This window comes from Amylibacter marinus, from assembly GCF_030160015.1.
In the GTDB taxonomy this organism is placed as follows: domain Bacteria; phylum Pseudomonadota; class Alphaproteobacteria; order Rhodobacterales; family Rhodobacteraceae; genus Amylibacter; species Amylibacter marinus.
Window position 1 is genome coordinate 190463 of the sequence record NZ_BSNN01000004.1, and the last position, 16490, is coordinate 206952.

The following is a 16490-nucleotide window of genomic DNA, read 5'->3' on the forward strand; positions in this document are numbered from 1 at the left end:
AGACCACTTTTTGGGTGCTAGCAATAAGACATGGAACGACAGAACCCTAATCCCAATACAGAAAAAATGACCCGCTCAGGGTTAAATCTGATCAAGCAGGCAATTTCGATCTACGACCAAGATCTGCGACTGGTTGTAGCCAATCGCCGATTCAAGGATCTGTTCGGCCTACCCGATCATCTGGTACAGCCCGGTGCCCTATTCAAGGACACGATCACCCATTTGACCGAAACCGGTGAATACGGTGTGATCGAGGACAAACAAAGGTTCATCGATCAACGCGTGGCACAGGCGAAAACCTTTCGGCCACATTACCTAGAACGCCAACGCGCCAACGGCAGCTACGTCTCTATCGAAGGCAGCCCCCTGCGGCAGGGCGGCTGGGTGGCTGTCTATACGGATATCTCGGAAACCAAGGCCCAAGAGAAACTGCTACAGGGCCATTCAAAAGACCTGTCAGAAAAGCTGTTGCGCCGCTCAGAGCAGTTGGCCCGTAGCAACCGCCAGCTTAGCGCTACGATCATGGCTTTGGAAGAGACGAAAAACGAGTTGATCGAGTCAGAATCGCTGTTGCAAACCACAAATGAAATGACCCCAGCGCATATTGCCCGTGTGGATCGAGAGGGCATTTACACCTACTCCAATCGTCGCCTAGATACGGTAATTTCCGGCAGGCCCAAGGAAATTATCGGCCTACATTTTGAACAAGCCTTGGGTAAAGAGGTCTATGCCCTGATTGCTCCGCGCCTGAACCAAGCCCTACAAGGACAAGCAGAAACGTTTCAGTTTTCGGTTAAAAAAACTGGTCAGCAAATCCGATTGGCAATCACACCCGATCGCGATGCCAAGGGCCGCGTGATCGGCGCATATCTTCTGTCGATGGATATCACCGACGAGGCCAATGCCCGTCGCGCCCTTACACATGCCAAGCGCCGCGAATTGGCGGCGCAGCTGACCAGCGGCCTTGCACATGATTTTTCCAATCTACTAACCATTATTATCGGCCAACAGGCCAAGCTGGAAAAACTAGCGCCCCAATCCAGTGAAATCCAAAACATCGTAGAAACAACCAAGGCTGCCGCACTACGCGGGGGCGCATTGCTACAAGGCCTGTCCCAAGTAGATACCACCCGTAGTCTGGCACCAGAGGTCATCTCCTTTGATGATCTTATGCAGGATTTTCGCCGCCTAGCGACGGCAGCGGTAGCACCCGACATTCGACTCGTGATCAAAAACAAAATTGGCAATGCAAAAATTATCCTCGATCACGGTTTCGTTCTTGATGCCCTATTAAATCTGGCCCTAAACGCGTCCGAGGCCATCACCGAGCAAGGCGTAATCATGGTGATTGCCCATCGCCCACACCAAGATTGGTTGGAGTTTCTGGTGCTGGATTCAGGGCCAGGATTTAGCGAAGCCGCACAAAAAAATGCCTTTGCGCCATTTTATACCACGAAGAAAGATCAGGCAGGGCGTGGTCTTGGGTTGATGACCGTTTTTGATTTCACCAAACTAAGCGGCGGGCATATCGACATCCAAAACCGCACAAGCCACGGCGCACGCGTCAGCATCCGCATCCCCTACACCCCAGCAAAGCACAGCAAACCCGGATTGGTACTACTGGTCGAAGACAACGATGAAATCCGCGCGACTGTACGCGAGTATCTGCGCAATATGGGCCATTCCGTGATCGAAGCAAACAGCGCCGAAGAGGCGGTCAATCTAGGGAAGATCCCAGACCTGACCCATGTAATTACCGATTTGATGCTGGCAGGCACCCTAACGGGACTTGATCTGGCGACAAGCATACGAAAATTGCGGTCCGATATTCCAATCATAACCATCACAGGGTTGCCATCCGAGGATCCCCTCCGTAGGGATGCCGCCAGCGACTTTCCCGTATTGCATAAACCCTTCAGTTATAGCGCCCTTGCGGCAATGCTTCAGAGACAAACCCATGGATAAAAAATTAATTTCAATCGTCGAAGATTCCGCCGATATACGACAGCTGCTCTGTGAGGAGCTGAACGACGCAGGATACCAAACCCGCAGCTATGGCCGCGCCACAGGGTTTGAGCGCGACCTGTCTATTCACAAACCCGATGTCTGCATAATTGATCTAGGCCTACCGGATAAGGACGGCCTAGCGTTGGTCAATCGATTGTCCGTAGAGGATGGCATCGCTACAATCATCATTTCTGGTCGTTCTCGGGTTCAGGATAAAATCGTCGGGCTAGAATTAGGGGCGGATGACTATATCACCAAGCCATTCGAAGCCGCCGAAGTGGTGGCGCGGGTGCGTGCGCTATTGCGGCGGAATCAGCATCCCCCCTCTTCGCCCAGCAAATCGGTGATCCGCTTTTCTGGATGGACTGCCGATTTTGATCAACACAAGCTAACCAACCCTGACGGCGAGGTCTTTGGTCTGTCTGCGGCGGAAATGCAGCTGTTGCATCTGTTCCTATCCTCGCCCAACCGTCTGATCTCGCGCGAGCATATGGCGGATCAGCTGGGCGTCAGTGTGGCCGATAGCTTCGAGAGAGCCATGGACGTGCGGGTGTCTCGCCTTAGAACCAAACTGCATGATGATCCCCAAAACCCCAAGATGATAAAAACCATCTATGGCGCCGGCTATATCTTTATCGGTGAAATATAGGGTCGATTATTGGTCACGAGCGTCGAATTTGAACACTCTTTTGCCCTACATCACAGTATGCTAGGGCAAATCTGTGAAAGAGACCCACATGAAAAATCAACAAAATATTCTGATCATTATGGTCGACCAACTGAATGGCACCTTCTTCCCCGATGGGCCAGCAGATTTCCTACATGCCCCGCACCTAAAGGCGCTGGCAAAAAAATCAACACGGTTTAAAAATGCCTATACGGCATCGCCTCTCTGCGCACCTGGGCGGGCGTCTTTCATGTCGGGGCTCCTGCCTTCACGCTCTCGAGTGTATGATAATGCCGCCGAATTTTGCTCGGATATCCCAACCTATGCACACCACCTGCGCGGGGCGGGATACCAGACCTGCTTGTCGGGCAAGATGCATTTTGTTGGCCCAGATCAAATGCATGGGTTCGAGGAACGCCTCACGACGGATATCTACCCCGCTGATTTTGGCTGGACACCAGATTATCGCAAACCCGGCGAGCGGATAGACTGGTGGTATCACAACATGGGGTCGGTCACCGGTGCAGGTGTTGCGGAAATTTCCAATCAGATGGAATATGATGACGAGGTCGCCTATCACGCTACGCGCAAAATTTATGACCTAGCACGGGGGCATGATAGCCGCCCATGGTGTCTAACGGTCAGCTTTACGCACCCCCATGACCCCTATGTGACTCGTAAAAAGTATTGGGATCTATACGAGGATTGCGAGCATTTGTTGCCAGAAGTGCCGGCGCTGGATTACGATGATCACGACAACCATTCTCAGCGAATTTTCGACGCCAATGATTGGCGTAGTTTCGACATTACCCCAGAGGATATCAAGCGTTCGCGCCGTGCCTATTTTGCCAACATCAGCTACCTAGACGACAAGGTAGGCGAAATTCTTGGCGCGCTGGAATCCACCCGCCAAGAAGCGACAATTCTATTTGTTTCTGACCATGGCGATATGTTGGGCGAACGGGGACTGTGGTTTAAGATGTCTTTCTTCGAGGGCTCGGCCCGTGTGCCGCTGATGATCTCATCCCCGCAGATGGACGCCGGTCTGGTCACAACACCTGTTTCCAACATCGATGTTACGCCCACCCTATGTGATTTGGCGGGAGTGTCGATGACGCAAATCATGCCATGGGTCCAAGGCGAGAGCTTAGTCCACCTAGGCCAAGGCGGCAGCCGTACATCCCCAGTGGCCATGGAATATGCTGCCGAGGCCTCTTATGCGCCGATGGTTTCTTTGCGCAGTGGTGCGTGGAAATACACGCGCTGTGCCTTGGATCCTGATCAGTTGTTCAATCTGGATGATGATCCGCACGAGCAGGTAAATCTAGCGACCTCGGCCAATCATCAAGGTATCTTGGTAAAATTGCGTGCAGAATCAGAGGCGCGCTGGGATTTATCCGCGTTTGACCAACAGGTTCGCGAAAGCCAAGCGCGCCGGTGGGTCGTCTACGAAGCCCTGCGCAATGGTGAATATTACCCATGGGATTACCAGCCCCTACAAAAAGCATCCGAGCGTTTTATGCGCAATCACATGAATTTGGATAACGTGGAAAACGATCAACGCTTCCCACGCGGCGAATGATTAACGCTGTTTGGTTTCCCAATCAGGATGCATCCAGGGCTGGTCATTGATCGGCGCTAGCATCCCCTGCCCCAAGATATGATCGGCGGCCTTCTCGCCGGTCATAATTGAGGGCGCATTTAGATTACCATTGGTCACCCGCGGGAAAATAGAGCTATCCGCCACCCGAAGCCCCTGCACCCCGATCACCCGGCATTCGGGATCAACCACGGCCATGGGGTCATCAACGGCGCCCATTTTACAACTGCCACAGGGGTGATAGGCGCTTTCCACATGTTCCTTAATAAAGGCATCCAACTGTTCGTCGGTTTCCACATCATGGCCGGGCTGGATCTCCCGCTCGGCATAGGGGGCGAAGGCCTCTTGCGCGAAAATCTCGCGCGTTAGGCGAATACAGGTTCTGAAATCCGCCCAATCCTGTGGATCGCTCATATAGTTAAACAGGATTTTGGGCGCCTCTGTAGGATCGCTCGAGCGCAGGGTGATTTCGCCGCGAGACGCACTGCGCATGGGGCCAACATGTGCTTGGAAACCATGACCCTCGGCCGCGGCTTTGCCATCATAGCGCACAGCAATTGGCAAGAAATGATACTGGATATCAGGGTAATCCACCCCTTTATCAGACCGGATGAAGGCCGCGGATTCAAACTGGTTTGAGGCACCCAGCCCAGCCTTGGTCAACAACCATTGCAATCCAATGCGGCCCTTGGAGAATAAATTCCAATACCGATACAAGGTGATGGGCTTTAGGCTCTTTATCTGGATATACAATTCCAGATGATCTTGCAGATTTTTCCCAACACCAGCGCGATCCGCCAACACTGGTATTCCGTGTTCTTTCAATTCGTTGGACGGCCCAATACCGGAAAGCATCAGCAATTTCGGTGAATTAATACTAGAGGCCGCGATGATCACCTCGCGCTTGGCATGGGCGATAACGGATGCGCCATTCCGGATCATTTCTACGCCGGTTGCGCGGGTACCATCAAAGGTAACTTTGGTCGCTAACCCTCTGACAAGGCTGCAGTTATCGCGTTTTAGGGCCGGATGCAGATAGGCATTGGCCGCAGACCAGCGCCGCCCCTTGTACACGGTTTGCTCCATCGGGCCAAAACCCTCTTGCTGATGCCCATTATAATCATCGGTTGTCACATAACCTGCCTGTTTGCCTGCCTGTACAAAGGCATGAAAAAGCGGGTTTTTCCGCGGGCCGCGCGTCACATGCAGGGGGCCAGAGGTTCCGCGCCAGCTGGCATCTCCCCCATGGCCGCCATCGTGCCAGTTCTCCATACGTTTGAAATAGGGCGCAACATCGGCATAACCCCAACCCTGTGCGCCGCTTTCGGCCCAGTGGTCAAAATCTTTGGCATGACCACGGACATAAACCATGCCGTTAATAGAGGACGATCCGCCAACCACCTTGCCCCGCGGCGTTGCCAATTTTCGCCCACCTAGGTGTGGTTCTGGTTCGCTCTCAAAGCCCCAATCATAGGTTTTCATGTTCATTGGATAAGAGAGGGCCGCAGGCATCTGAATAAAGGGGCCGATATCACTGCCACCATGTTCAATTACCAGCACCGAATATTTGCCGCTTTCAGACAGACGATAGGCCAAAGCACAGCCCGCCGATCCCGCACCCACGATTACATAATCTGCTTCCATTTTTCGATCCTTAGTAGGGCGAGTCTACTGACCCCATACCCACATAAACGGTTTTTAACTGGCTATAGTGTTCGATCGCGGCCTTTGAATTTTCACGCCCAATTCCCGATCCCTTTACGCCACCAAAAGGCGCCTCAACCGGGGCATCATTGTAGCTGTTAATATAGCACGTACCCGCATCCAACGCATCTATCACGCGGTGGGCCCGTGTAAAATCATTGGTGAAAACACCCGCGGCCAGCCCCAATTCTGTGTCATTTGCGCGCGCGATAACCTCTTCTTCTGTTTCGAATTCGAACACAGACATTACAGGGCCGAAAATCTCTTCCCGCGCGATGGTCATCGTATCTGTGACATCCGCAAAAATGGTGGGCTGAATGAAATAGCCCTCCCCCTCGATCACGTGACCGCCCGTAACCAATCTGGCGCCCTCATCGATCCCCTTAGCCACATAGCTCATTACGATATCGCGCTGACCCTTAGAGACCATGGGCCCAAACTGGGTTTCCTCATCCATTGGATCCCCAACTTTTATCGCCTCTGTACGCTCGGATAAGCGTTTTAAAAATGCCTCTTTGATGCCTTTTTGCACAAAGACCCGTGTGCCGTTGGAACACACCTGACCGGTTGAATACATATTGGCCAACAACGCACCCCCGATGGCATTTTCAACATCGGCATCATCAAAAATGATCAGTGGGGATTTGCCACCCAATTCCATGGTTGCGTGTTTCATGTTCGCCGCAGCCGCGGCATAGACCTTCTTGCCGGTTTCGGCAGATCCAGTCAGCGAGACCTTGTCTACGCGCGGATCGCTCACCAGTGCGCCACCCACATCCCCGTATCCCTGTACCACATTGTACAGACCAGCAGGGGCACCGGCTTCGATGAAAATTTCTGCTATTTTCAATGCGCATAGAGGCGTCATTTCGGAGGGCTTGAAAACCATCGAATTGCCACAGGCCAGCGCTGGCGCCCCCTTCCAACAGCTGATTTGTGTCGGGTAGTTCCATGCGCCTATCCCCACGCACACCCCCAGAGGGATACGTTTGGTGTAGGCCCAATTATCGCCCAGTGGGATATGCTCGCCAGTAACAGATGCGATAAGACCACCGAAATATTCCAAGGCATCCGCTGCTGATGTTGCATCCACATAGAGCGTTTCCTGCAATGGTTTGCCGGTATCATAGGTTTCTAGAACAGATAGCTCTTGATTGCGGGCGCGGATGATATCTGCTGCGCGGCGCAAAACACGCCCGCGCTCCACTGGCGCTGTTTTTGCCCATTGCTTCTGTGCCGCCTGTGCCGCACTTAGGGCCGCGTCGATGATTGCAGGAGTGGCGGAATATAGCTGTGCCACCTTTTCCCCTGTGGCAGGGTAAAAGCAATCTATCGGCTTGCCTGCGGTATCTTCAACATAGGCGCCATTGATGAAATGGCTGGCATTGGGTTGGCATTTTAATGTCATGGTCGCACCTGTTCTGTGGGTATCTGCACCCAATCCTCGATGGATTGGACATCTTATTTGCGGGCGGCGCATCTCGATACGCGCCCCTTGTGGGCAATTTGCGTCATTACATGCAGATAACGGAGCAGTTGATCAATGAGAATCGCTCCTAGGATGCAGACCTTTGCCTGTTGTCGGGGCAGTGATGGGCGCACAGTGTGCGCGCCATGCGATCGATGCCCCCGCACAGGCAGGGTTAGCCGTTATAGGGCTCTATACGATCCGCAGATATTGCATAGCCCACCTCGGCAAGATGGGTATAGATGGATGACACCCCAAACATCCCGATCACATTCACCGGCTCGTACAAACCTTTGGTTTCAAAAGGGGTCTCAGTGGTTACAAAGACCAACTGATTTGCCGGGGGGGGTGGCACATGCACGCATGCCCCTACATAGGGCACCAGAATAAAAGCCGTAACACCAGTGCCGCGATGCTCGATAGGCACCACAAACCCAGGCAAACGCACGGTCTGTCCTGTCCAATCGGTACGCACACCGCTGGATATCGGTTGTTCGCTACTTGGCAGAGATTTGTCATGATCAATCAAATTAAGCAAATCATTGGGAATTATGCTTTCGCCCTCGGGTAATAAATCATCCCAATCTAGATCAATAAATTCATCTGCATGTACTCTGCGCGTTACCAAGGCACTGGCGGCCATTCCCGCCAATAGCCATCGCCGCGCAAGACGCGGGCCTACCATTGGTAGACCTCCATTTCTTCCGCCACTATGGAATACCCCGTCTGGCCGAGGTCCGTGGATTGTAATTGCGTGCGCATTTGGCCGGTGACCCATACCGCATCCCACAATCGATCACTGGGCCAAGGGGTCTTGGCGCTGACAACCACCAATTGGTTTGCAGGGGGCGGCGGGGTGTGAATACAGGCCCCCATATAGGGCACCAGCATGAAATCCGTAACGCCCTGATCGGTTATCTCAAAGGGGATCACGAATCCGGGCATTTTAATATAGGCGCCATTCAGCTGTTCATTCAGCTTAACGCCATTTTCATCATAGATCGGATTCCATGTATCATTGGTCTCATCCAACTCGCCCTCACCAATAATATTGGAATAGGGAACACCCTCTGGGATCAACTCTTCCCATGTGATTTCGCGTGGTGTGGCCGATAGCGCAGCCCGAGGGGCCAACAAACCAGCGGACAGAAGCATCACGGTTTTTCTACGGTTTAGCATCAGTTCCACTTGGACTACCTCGTTTACGTTTTAACCATCATACCATCAGCAAGGGACATTTTATAAGCCCTTATCGCTGGGACCAAGCTCACAATTGCGCCAGCACCTATAACCGCCAGCATCACCCATACCTCTTGTAGGCTGGGGGCCTCAATCGGCAACCACAGCCCATAGGCGCTATCCACCATCGGCTGTGCGACAAATAATCCCGCGTATAAAAAAGCCAAGCCCAATACCGCCCCAAGCGCCGCAATCAGCGCCGCCTCTAGCACCAACATGCACAGGATCGTGGCAGGGCGCGCACCCATTGCGCGATATACCGCCATTTCGCGGCGCCGCTCATTTAGGCTAGAGAATATCGTGGCCATCATCCCGATCAACGCCGTAACCACCACCATTCCAGATACAGCCAATAGCGCCGTTTCCGCGATGCCTACAATTCCCCAAAGCTCTTGCAGCGCAACACCTGGCAAAATTGCCAATAACGGTTCCTGAGGGTATTCGTTGATCGCGCGTTGTAATTTAAACGTCTGGAGTGGGCTTTTCACACCCACAAGGGCCGCAGTAATAGCCTGTGGTCTTAGATCCATCTGGCGAATTCGATCCACTGGTGTGACTTGGCCCGGTATTTTGGCACCACGCTTCCAATCCACATGAATGGCCTCGATGGCCTCCATACTCACGATCACGGTACGATCCACTGGCGTACCGGTTTTCTCTAAGATTCCAGAGATGCGAAAGGGTTGATCCTTGTGTTCGGAAAACGAGGCCAAACCATGGGCCACCACAATCGGATCCCCAACCGCATAGCCCAAGGTCGCGGCCACATCAGCCCCGATCACCGTATCAAACAGATCATCTAGCACCAATCCATCACGCAAAGCCAAAGCGCGGCCTTGGCGGTATTTGTAGTGATCGAAGAACGCCTTGGTCGTGCCCATAACGCGAAACTGTCGGTGGCTATCCCCCAACGAGATCGGCACGATCCAGTCTACCTCGTGGCGTTGTGCGATGTCTTGGTAACTCTGCCATGTGACATTATTGGTCGCGTTACCGATGCGAAAAACCGAATACAACAATAGCTGAACAGAGCCAGAGCGCGCTCCAACAATCAAATCCGTGCCCGATATGGTATTGGCAAAGCTGGCCTTGGCACCTGTGCGCACCTTCTCAACCCCCAGAAACAGCGCAACAGACAGCGCTACCGCCAGAATCGTCATCCCAACGGTCAATGCCCGCGCCCAAAGAGAGGCAAGTGCCAGGCGCAAGTTCATACCATTTCTCTTTCTACCTCGGCGATATCCGCCATGTTTATCACCCGGTCAAAATGCGCCCCAAGACGTGGATCATGGCTAACCATTAACAGGGCAGTATTGTGGGTCTTAGCCTGTGAAAACAACACATTCAAAAAGGCCAATTGGCTATTTGCATCCAGCGCCGAGGTCGGCTCGTCTGCTATAATCAGTGGCGGTTGGCCGATCAATGCACGCGCAACCGCAACCCGCTGTTGCTGGCCTACGCTTAGCGCGCTAGCCTTAATGCTACCGATACCTTTTGGCAAACCCAGCGCGGTGCATAGATCTTGTGCCGCCACTATCGCATCCCCTGCCCGTTTGCGCCGCAAAGGTGCAAACCGCAAGGGAAGTAGGATGTTGTCTAGCACAGTCCCAAAGGGCAACAGGTTAAACTGCTGAAAAATCACCCCAATTTTTTCCGCACGAAATCTATCCCGCGCAGAGCCAGACAGATTGGAAACCGGCGTACCGGCTATGGAGAGCATGCCCTGATCCGCCGATAATGTCCCACATAACAGAGACAACAGGGTCGATTTACCAGAACCGCTTTCCCCCAATAATAAAACGGATTCGCCCGCCGCCACCCGAAGGTGCGCGACGCGCAGAGAAAACCCTGCCCGTCCCGGCCAACGAAAGGCGACATCACGCATATCTATTACTGGGTCATTCACCGTGCATCAGTGCTCCAATTTTAGCATCGGAGATGCACGCTCTACCTCATAGGCATGTGCACCCGCGCCATTGATAATCTGAACTTCGACTTCTTTGGCGTTTTCAAATACATTAAAATACGCAAAGTTGATGGAAGACAAGGCCTCTGGCGCATCACAGCTCAGCTCATATTCGGCATGAAATTCGCTGTGCCCTGCATCTGTTGTATGGCCTTCGTGATCATCGTGCTCTTCTTCGTGCTCATGGTCATCATGCTTGTCGTGCTCTTCATCATGGTCATCGTGACCATCATGCGCTTCTTCGTGCGCGTGCTCTTCTTCATGGTCGTCATGCTCTTCACCTTCCTCGTGCTCTACCTTTAGCCCCGCATGAGCCGCCGTTACGCTACATCCTGCCGCGGCTGGATATACAAAAAGAGCCAGAGGGTTTTCCAATATCTCTACAGCGTGATGAATGGCCTCTTTGTCGGCATCGCTGGTCGCCTCGTGCTCAAACCCGACGATATCCGCACCCGGCGCGGTCAGCTCCATCACAACGCTCTTGTCCTGTATTGCGATATTCAGCGCGCCAATGCCGTGCTCGTGGGCATCCAAATGCCGGGCCTCTTCGGCTAATACGGGGGCGGCAGCGATTGTGGCCAGCAAAGAAAGTGTTTTTTTCATTATATTTCCAATAGTTACGTTATAGGGGGTTAGGCCAAGCACATCCCGCATTGGCCGTGGATTTCAACAATGTGGCGATCAACGCGAAATGCGCTGTGGCCCGTTAGGGCCGCCAGTTTGGGCAACAGTGCGCTTCCATCATGCTCCTCGACAGATCCGCAATCTTCACAGATCGCCAAAACGGGTAGGTTTTCCCCGTGGTTACACCGACAGGGAACGAAGGCCTTGAGTGATTCTAGGCGATGCGCGCGCCCCTGATCAGTAAGCGCTGATAGTGTTCGATACACAGTTGGCGGAGCAATATCAGGCTCTGCCAACTGTAATTTCGCAAGAATTTGATAGGCGGTCATGGGTTTGTCACAAGCACCCAGTACACTTAATACATCCTGTTGTCGGTCTGCGGCACGTTTTCTCATTTTGCGATCCTGAAATAGTTAACAAATCGTTATTTTATAAAATAACAAATCTCAAGACCTAATGCCATTCCCCTAGCCCCCAGCGAGATTGCGCCAACACCTTTGCCACAGCCCCGCAACACCCCCCGCGAAAATGCCAGAAAATCGACAGATTAGCTCTGGTATTAAGCCTATTGTTTCATAATAATATCCCAGAGCTGTGGCTGGGATTTTATTACCCCCGGAACACAGGCAATTTGGGAGGCCTTGCGCAATGAAACAGTACCACGATCTTCTTCGCCATATTCTGGACAACGGTGAAGCCTCGAGCGATCGTACCGCAACAGGCACCCTTTCGTACTTTGGCACCCAAACACGCTATCCTCTGCGCGATGGCTTTCCTTTGGTTACGACCAAGCGGCTACATTTAAAATCAATCGTGCACGAGCTACTATGGTTTCTAAGTGGCGATACAAACATCAAATACCTGAAAGAAAACGGCGTATCGATTTGGGATGAATGGGCGGACGAGACTGGAAATTTGGGGCCAGTCTATGGTGCACAGTGGCGCAATTTCCCCAGCCTAGTTGCAACCGACAAGCAAAAGGACGATCACCCACTATACCACAGAGGATCAATTGATCAGATTTCCAACCTGATAGAGGCTATCAAAAAAACACCCGATAGCCGCCGGTTGATTGTATCCGCATGGAACCCCGCCGAAATTGAAAACATGGCCCTGCCCCCCTGTCACACCATGTGGCAGGTGCGGATCGTTGGCGGCAAAATGCACCTACAACTTTATCAGCGCTCTGCGGATATGTTTCTGGGTGTGCCCTTTAACATCGCCAGCTATGCATTGCTGTTGAAAATGCTCGCGCATGTTACAGGGTATGAGGCGGGTGATTTCATCCATACCATCGGTGATGCACATATCTATTCAAACCACGTTGATCAGGTTAACACCCAACTTCAACGCGAACATTTCCCTTTGCCCAGCTTGAAAATTCGCCGCACCGTTTCCTCAATCTTCGATTTCAAATTCGAGGATTTTGAATTCGAGAACTATCAGTTTCATCCCAGTATCAAAGCACCAGTGGCGGTTTAATCATGCTAACTCTTATCGTTGCACGCGCAAAAAATGGCGCCATAGGCCTAGACAACACAATTCCATGGCACGTTCCCGAGGATCTGGCCTTTTTCAAGACAGAAACGCTGGGTGGCGCAATTATCATGGGGCGCAACACATGGGATAGCCTGCCCTTCAAGCCCCTGAAAAACCGGCTGAACATAGTGGTTTCATCGAACCACAATATTGCCGAAAATGTTTGCAGCACCCCGACAGATGCGATCGACATGGCTTATTCACATGGGATTAGGCGCGTCTATGGGATCGGCGGCCAAGGCATCTATAGCGCAATGTTACCCCTTGCCCAGCGACTATTGATCACCGAGGTGGACACCACTATCGAAGGCGCTGATACCTTTTTCCCCGAATTTGATCAGAGAAATTGGAACCGCATCGGGTCATCTCTACTAGACAACAGCGATCCGGCCTGCCGTATTGATGAATACATGCGAAATCACACCCTAGATTGATTTACACACCCAACGCCAAGATTTCACTTACTGAGGTTGTGCAAGAACAGGTCTTTGCCCGCGCAATGGTCGCGGCGCTCATATATCAGCCGTCGCGCGGTTCGTTTATTCAACACGATTTGCCCTGCAAAACATATAGGTGTCCTAGGCTGCTCTTTTGGCCCATCCGATCAGAATAGGTGCCGCGATCAATGCCACGAGAACCCTGAACAGGTGATGTAAACCAACAAAGGCAGATTCGACATCCGCCGCCACAGCAATCAGCGACATTTCCGCCAACCCACCCGGCGCATAGGCCAGCATCAGTGCCGTGGTATCCAAATTCACGACACCGCTGACTAAGATCGCGGCTCCGCAGGCGAGGCTAATCTGCACCCCGACCACAACAATTGCCGACGCCAATGCGCCACTTAGCGTTGCCAATGTGATGCCTTGGAAACGGCTTCCAACGTGGACGCCAATGAAAATCTGCACAAGAATCGTCACAAAATCTGGCACCAAAAAATCTGTTATACCAGCTACATGTAAACAGCCGCTTATGAGCATTGGAACCAACACCAAAGAGGCGGGCAGGATCCGGTAGCGATGCGCGACCAATCCCAACACGAGGCAGACAGACATCCAAAACCAATCCTCTACAGATAGGCTGACTTGGTTAGCTATTTGCGTGCTTGTCCCATCATATTCGCCCATCCAGACCAACAAAAATGGCATGGCCAAAATCGTAAGCGCAATGCGTAGGGCATGTACAATCGACACCCGAGATTGATCGGCGCCGGCATCGCCGGCCAGCAATATCATCTCGGCTATTCCACCCGGTATCGCACATAAAACCGCCGAAGCACGCGAAAAACCCGAGATCCGGCGTAACGCTATATACCCCACCAGAAACATTGCCGCGAAAACGACAAACAAGCCCAACAATGACGCCCACCATTGCGTCACAGAGAGCAAAAGCTCCATTGTTATTGAGGCCCCAAGCATCATCCCAACCATGGTGCGAACGATCTGATGTGCCTTGGTAGGTAAATCGACAGGCAGCTTCAGAAAGGTCGCCGATGCCGTAGCCAGCATTGCACCGATCATCCACGCCAAGGGCAAGCTGCTAAGCGAAAGCAGCCACCCCACCAGCGAGGCCAAGGCAAGGGTACGAACCGCAGGCCATGACTGTACTATATACTGTTTCACAGAGTTTTTTTCTGGAAATGTGGGCCATTCTCGGCATAGTCAATATTCACAAAAATGCCCATCCTCATGTGTCAGCATTGAACGTGATCACTCGCAAAATCAGCGGTATCTTTCATCCCGCAATTCTGCAGTGTTCCTCTTCACATGTTTCCAAATGTCGCCTTCAAGTCCATGACATCCGCATTGGACAAAAGGCGTGTTTTCTGCCCGCGAAGCGCAACCAACAATTTCGCCGTTTCCTCCAGCTCTTCTGCTGCGCAACCTGCCGAGAATAGATCCTTACCAGATACAACTGGCCCATGATTGGCCAACAATACCGCTCCATAGGCGCCGTTTAGATCACGGATCAAATCCCCAGATTTTGGGTCGCCTGGCTTGACATAGGGCACCAATTTCACACGCCCTACCCGCATCACCACATAGGGTGTCAAAGGCGGCACGCAATCATCTGGATCAGTGTCTTCTAGACACGATAACGCCGTAGCCCAAGTTGAATGCAAATGCACCACCGCACCCGCCTCAGGGCGCGTGTCATAAAACGCCTGATGTAGGAATACCTCCTTGGTTGGGCGGTCTCCGCTAACGTGTTCGCCATTCAAATCCAGCTTGCTGATCTTGTCTGGATCTATGCCACCCAATGTTGCATTTGTTGGCGTCATCAAAATGCCATCTGGCAGGCGCGCAGATACATTACCCGCTGTACCAACCGAAAAACCACGTTGATACAACGAGGCACAAAGCGTGGACATTTGTTCCCGTAAATCTCTCTCAATACTCATGTTTCATCACCCATCATACTCAATGCCTTTACAAAGAAATCTACTGACCCAAAGTTTCCCGATTTAAGGGCAAGGGCCACTGGTCTGTCATCGCCCAACATCAGGATAGGTACACCAGGATCAATCTCCGCGCGGATTTCCAACGCAGGAGATTTCAACTTGTCTGCCACTGCTTGGGCCACTGCGCCCGATGTTTCACCACCTGCAACAACAATACGCCGATAATCGAGATCCAATAATGCACAAGCCGTTTCTGAAAATAATTTATCTAAACGTGCCGCCACCGCTTCTACACCAAATCGGTCTTGAATTTTTCGTACATCTTCGGGCGCACCAGAAGAATACACTAGGGGTGCATTTCCAGAATGTTTTTCAATAAACGCGACCAAATCTTGTGATCCAAGGCGGCCCTCCATTACATCCGGAACATCAATTGCAAAACTGGGATGCGATTGCATGTGTAGATCCACTTGGCCCCGCGTTGCACCCGAGCATGATCCGGCCAAAATGGCTGCCTTACCACTGACCCCACCTTTAGCAGGAACAGTGCCCTTGGCCTGGCCCGAGCGGATGAAATTCCGCGGCAAACCCAAGGCAATACCAGATCCGCCGGTAACCAATGGTGCGCCGTCTAATGCCGCGCCCAGCGTAACTAGATGCTCATCAAGTATCGCATCCGCGACAACAAAACGGGCACGCGATTCGGACAACGCCTTGTGCGTTTCAGCAGCACCTTTGATTATGCGTGGTAGCGGTAGGTGATCAACAGAACTGTCGGTTTGGTGCCCCAGCCACCGGCGGATGTTTGCATCCGTCATAGGTGTGAGAGGGTGATTTCGCATTCCAGATTCACTTAGCAAAACGTCCCCAACGAACAGATACCCTTGATAGATACTGCGTCCAGTCGCCGGGAATGCGGGGCAAACCACAATACCACTGGCATTTAATCTATCGGCCAAAGCATCGGCTACAGGGCCGATATTTCCCTTTGGCGTCGAATCAAATGTCGAGCAATATTTGAAAACAATTTGTGAGCACCCCTGCGCCAACAACCATTCAAGAGCGCGCAAACTATCCTCTACGGCTTGCTCCACTGGTGCAGATCGGGATTTCAACGAAATCACACCAGCTTCGATCTCTGCGGATACGGGTGCGGTAGGTACGCCTGAAAACTGAGCTGTCTTCAATCCGCCTTCGGCACCGATGCCCTTGGCCAGAGTACTTGCTATATCACTAGCACCAGTGAAGTCATCTGCAATAACGCCTATAAGCATG

At 52.3% G+C, this 16490-nt stretch carries 16 protein-coding genes; 5 read left to right on the forward strand and 11 right to left on the reverse strand.

Annotated features, from left to right (window positions below; all coding sequences use genetic code 11):
* The first annotated feature begins 30 nt into the window (after positions 1–30).
* The 3 genes from QQL62_RS08150 (at position 31) to betC (ending at position 4256) form a co-directional block, all read left to right on the forward strand.
* Positions 31–1965, forward strand: a complete 1935-nt coding sequence (locus tag QQL62_RS08150; RefSeq protein WP_284377627.1) for a PAS-domain containing protein — start codon at positions 31–33, stop codon at positions 1963–1965.
* Entirely contained in the window at positions 1958–2656 is a 699-nt protein-coding gene (locus tag QQL62_RS08155; RefSeq protein ID WP_284377629.1) for a response regulator transcription factor, read from the forward strand. The genes QQL62_RS08150 and QQL62_RS08155 overlap by 8 nt, the downstream gene beginning before the upstream one ends.
* An 88-nt stretch (positions 2657–2744) precedes the next feature.
* Positions 2745–4256 carry a choline-sulfatase gene (gene betC, locus QQL62_RS08160; protein ID WP_284377632.1) on the forward strand — a complete coding sequence of 504 codons (1512 nt, stop codon included), beginning with the start codon at positions 2745–2747 and terminating at the stop codon, positions 4254–4256.
* On the opposite strand, the gene betA is transcribed toward betC, so the two are convergent.
* From betA to QQL62_RS08200, 8 genes are all read right to left on the reverse strand, one after another.
* Positions 4257–5918, reverse strand: a complete 1662-nt coding sequence (gene betA / locus QQL62_RS08165; protein ID WP_284377634.1) for a choline dehydrogenase — start codon at positions 5916–5918, stop codon at positions 4257–4259.
* 10 nt (positions 5919–5928) lie between these two features.
* Positions 5929–7386 carry a betaine-aldehyde dehydrogenase gene (gene betB, locus QQL62_RS08170; protein WP_284377636.1) on the reverse strand — a complete coding sequence of 486 codons (1458 nt, stop codon included), beginning with the start codon at positions 7384–7386 and terminating at the stop codon, positions 5929–5931.
* Between the two features lie 235 nt (positions 7387–7621).
* Positions 7622–8131 carry a DUF3299 domain-containing protein gene (locus QQL62_RS08175; protein WP_284377638.1) on the reverse strand — a complete coding sequence of 170 codons (510 nt, stop codon included), beginning with the start codon at positions 8129–8131 and terminating at the stop codon, positions 7622–7624.
* Positions 8125–8625, reverse strand: coding sequence for a DUF3299 domain-containing protein (locus tag QQL62_RS08180; RefSeq protein ID WP_284377640.1), 501 nt, complete (start codon positions 8623–8625; stop codon positions 8125–8127). The genes QQL62_RS08175 and QQL62_RS08180 overlap by 7 nt, the downstream gene beginning before the upstream one ends.
* A gap of 23 nt (positions 8626–8648) precedes the next feature.
* The gene (locus tag QQL62_RS08185; protein ID WP_284377642.1) at positions 8649–9899 is read right to left on the reverse strand and encodes an ABC transporter permease; all 1251 of its coding nucleotides are present in this window, start codon (positions 9897–9899) and stop codon (positions 8649–8651) included.
* Positions 9896–10570: an ABC transporter ATP-binding protein gene (locus tag QQL62_RS08190; RefSeq protein WP_431355762.1), complete on the reverse strand. Its 675-nt coding sequence runs from the start codon at positions 10568–10570 to the stop codon at positions 9896–9898. Before QQL62_RS08190 ends, QQL62_RS08185 begins: the two co-directional genes overlap by 4 nt.
* 27 nt (positions 10571–10597) lie before the next feature.
* Positions 10598–11254, reverse strand: a complete 657-nt coding sequence (zrgA, locus tag QQL62_RS08195; protein WP_284377646.1) for a zinc uptake protein ZrgA — start codon at positions 11252–11254, stop codon at positions 10598–10600.
* Positions 11255–11283: 29 nt separating this feature from the next.
* Positions 11284–11670 carry a Fur family transcriptional regulator gene (locus tag QQL62_RS08200; protein ID WP_284377648.1) on the reverse strand — a complete coding sequence of 129 codons (387 nt, stop codon included), beginning with the start codon at positions 11668–11670 and terminating at the stop codon, positions 11284–11286.
* Between the two features lie 253 nt (positions 11671–11923).
* Here QQL62_RS08200 and QQL62_RS08205 point away from each other — a divergent pair, with 253 nt between their 5' ends.
* Together QQL62_RS08205 and QQL62_RS08210 are read left to right on the forward strand one after the other, a co-directional pair.
* A complete protein-coding gene (locus QQL62_RS08205) occupies positions 11924–12757 on the forward strand; it encodes a thymidylate synthase (RefSeq protein WP_284377651.1) in 834 nt (277 codons plus the stop codon).
* A 2-nt stretch (positions 12758–12759) separates the two neighbouring features.
* Complete coding sequence (locus QQL62_RS08210; RefSeq protein ID WP_284377654.1) at positions 12760–13248, forward strand: dihydrofolate reductase; 489 nt, start codon at positions 12760–12762, stop codon at positions 13246–13248.
* A gap of 144 nt (positions 13249–13392) precedes the next feature.
* On the opposite strand, the gene QQL62_RS08215 is transcribed toward QQL62_RS08210, so the two are convergent.
* The 3 genes from QQL62_RS08215 to otnK form a co-directional block, all read right to left on the reverse strand.
* Positions 13393–14436 carry an AbrB family transcriptional regulator gene (locus QQL62_RS08215; protein ID WP_284377656.1) on the reverse strand — a complete coding sequence of 348 codons (1044 nt, stop codon included), beginning with the start codon at positions 14434–14436 and terminating at the stop codon, positions 13393–13395.
* Positions 14437–14576: 140 nt separating this feature from the next.
* Entirely contained in the window at positions 14577–15215 is a 639-nt protein-coding gene (otnC, locus tag QQL62_RS08220) for a 3-oxo-tetronate 4-phosphate decarboxylase (protein WP_284377658.1), read from the reverse strand.
* Positions 15212–16489 carry a 3-oxo-tetronate kinase gene (gene otnK / locus QQL62_RS08225; protein WP_284377660.1) on the reverse strand — a complete coding sequence of 426 codons (1278 nt, stop codon included), beginning with the start codon at positions 16487–16489 and terminating at the stop codon, positions 15212–15214. Before otnK ends, otnC begins: the two co-directional genes overlap by 4 nt.
* Between the last annotated feature and the right edge of the window lies 1 nt (position 16490).